The sequence below is a fragment of the Propionispora vibrioides genome (assembly GCF_900110485.1).
GTDB lineage: Bacteria > Bacillota > Negativicutes > Propionisporales > Propionisporaceae > Propionispora > Propionispora vibrioides.
In genome coordinates, this window is sequence record NZ_FODY01000055.1 from 1 (window position 1) to 2,498 (window position 2,498).

The window sequence follows — 2,498 nt, forward strand, 5'->3', positions numbered from 1 at the left end:
TTTTGGATTTCAAAGGAATTTCCAATTTTTATATGCTAAAAGCTATCTCTTTAATACCGATTCTCAAGAACCACCCACTATACTTTTACATTTTTGCAAAACATAACAAAAACAAAGAGAGATTTCTAACCCATTATCGGTTAGAAATCTCTCTTTATTTGCTTGTGCCTTTTCTTTGCTAGTGTCAGCTAGTAACTATCTCTTTAATACTGAATCAAACTCTAGAGAGCGATTTGTTCGATTCATTATTGTTTTACTTAGTTAAACTTACAGCTCCAAATTTCTTTTAATACACTATAATATCCGATTCAAAGGAACCGGCCTCAAGAGTTTTACTGGATTTACGATATTTTACATAAAAAGAACCTCTGAGACGAAAACTCCGTTTTCGTCATCACCGACAGGTGATTGTCCACCTGACGACGCCTGAGAGAAAAGAGAGGTCAGTGGATTTTTACGTCCACTGACCTTGATACTTTAGACTTATTTGAGGATTCTACCATACTGTTTAAAAATTTCTTCTATTCTTTGTTCGTCACTTGTAACAATTAAAGAATACGGAAAAATATGTTGACCAATATATACGCTTTTGTTGTCACCCTTTAAAAGTACTCCTTTATCTACTTCAACATGATATTCTTTTCTTGTCCCGATATCAACTAAATCCTCTACTGTTGTCAATATTTGAATCCCCAATAGATTGGTTGGTAATATTTTTTTATATAGCACCAACTCGTTTAGATCATTAGGTTCACCGTGGTACTCCTCTCCAATAACTATGGAAGTTTTATTGGGTCCCCGTCTCGTATTCACTCTAACCCACCCATTTTTGATTGCTATTCCAAATACTTCATCTCTTTTGATTCCAAAATCTTCAACAACCCCCTCTATCCTAAACAAAGATGTGTTTTTAAGAAAAAGGTGATTACAGATAATTGTCTCCTGCAAAGAATTAACTTCCGATTTTACCAGATAAATTTCTAGTGGAATAGAGATTCTAATTCGACCAAGAACCTCTTCATCTAATCTGAGTTTAAACATAGTACCAACTCCAGTTAACTATATACTTGGGGTTATGGTGTAAAATGGATATCTTCGTATACGCCATTTTTCCATACATCTAGATTTACTTTTCCATCTGTAACCCTTAGTTGCATAATACGATTTCCTGCCGAATCAACAATCCATTTTAGTGTTCCTGCCTCATTTTGCATTACTTGTGTATCTTTTGCTGCATTGCTGAAGATTTTCTCTGCCGCAGCTAAACCTCCTGTCATATCTGTATTTATTCTTGTTAAAACATTACCACTATATTTTGCAGCAGGGTTATTTCCTATTAGTTGATACTCTACACCATCTACAATCTTAGGTGTCGCAGCTCCTATAATTCCTGTCGCTTTCACCCAATTTCCATTGTAATTATATAATGCAACCCCTGCTACAACTACTGCAGTTCCCACAACTCCTGCTGATATTAACGTTGAAGGATCAACTGATGGAACAGAATCCACCAAAGCTCCCCAAAATGCTTGAATATTGTGGTGTAAACTATCATTTTGGTTATAACTAAAGGACGAACCGGTTACTTGTGCAGCTGCATTCAATAAATAGATAGTTTCATTTTCCCCTGATTCTCCCTCACCCAAATTTGCCCAATCTTTGGCGGTATATTTGGATAATGCCCATATGATTTGAGTCGTTGATCCAGTGTTAATCGCATAAAGCATATCATTGGCAAAATCCAGTTGCTGTTCATGAATCAGTCCATTATTTATCGTACCTGATAAAGATGTGGATGCTCCAGCTTGAGCATTGCCTCCTACTATCTTTGCAGCTACAGCTCCAACAAGGACACTTCCCATCTTTTGTAATTCAGGAGATAATTCTTTTATTCTTCCTTCAACTAATTCCCCGATCCCTGCTCCTGCTGCACCTGAAGCAAAGCCACTTCCTCCCAAATCTGACATGATACCTCCGGCTAATGTATGAAGCATAACTTCGTTTACACCACCGATATCCCATGCATCTTTTCGTTGCATTGCATCCCGATAAGCAGCATCATTATGATCATTTTGAGCCTTAACAGCATCTGCACAAGCTTTCGTATATTCTTTAGCAGCCAAATCTCCAATTGCTTTAAATACTTCTTCCCCAAATACTCGCGCTAATTCCTGTTTTTCCTGTACAGTTTTCTTATCAAAGATCTTCCCTAAAGCATTTAATGCTTGATCAGCATTACGACTGAGATTAGAAATATCCTGATTAGGATTGCTGCGAATTTCTATTGTACCTGGTGCTATGGCTGATTGTGTCGTGCTATCAGCATCACCGGATACTTTTACACCGATATTGGGTGTCAGTCCGGCATCTTTTTTCTCTGCATTTTTTCTGGTATCCAGGTTTACCCCAACGCTGCTGGCGCTGTAATCGGCATGATTCTCAATGTCCGAGTAAGTCAGCGTATCGGTAGACAGCCTATTCTTATCAGGTGTAGCCTC

General features: G+C 37.8%; 1 protein-coding gene and 1 pseudogene. Both read right to left on the reverse strand.

The window, feature by feature from the left end:
- Positions 1–483: 483 nt before the first annotated feature.
- Complete coding sequence (locus tag BMW43_RS20795; RefSeq protein WP_091752469.1) at positions 484–1,041, reverse strand: hypothetical protein; 558 nt, start codon at positions 1,039–1,041, stop codon at positions 484–486.
- Between the two features lie 32 nt (positions 1,042–1,073).
- Positions 1,074–2,498, reverse strand: a pseudogene (locus tag BMW43_RS21305) (hypothetical protein); the annotation flags it as partial.

What these genes read in the sequence shown, in the direction of transcription:
- BMW43_RS20795 (WP_091752469.1), bottom strand. Translation starts at nt 1,041, where the DNA reads ATGTTTAAACTCAGATTAGATGAAGAGGTTCTTGGTCGAATTAGAATC.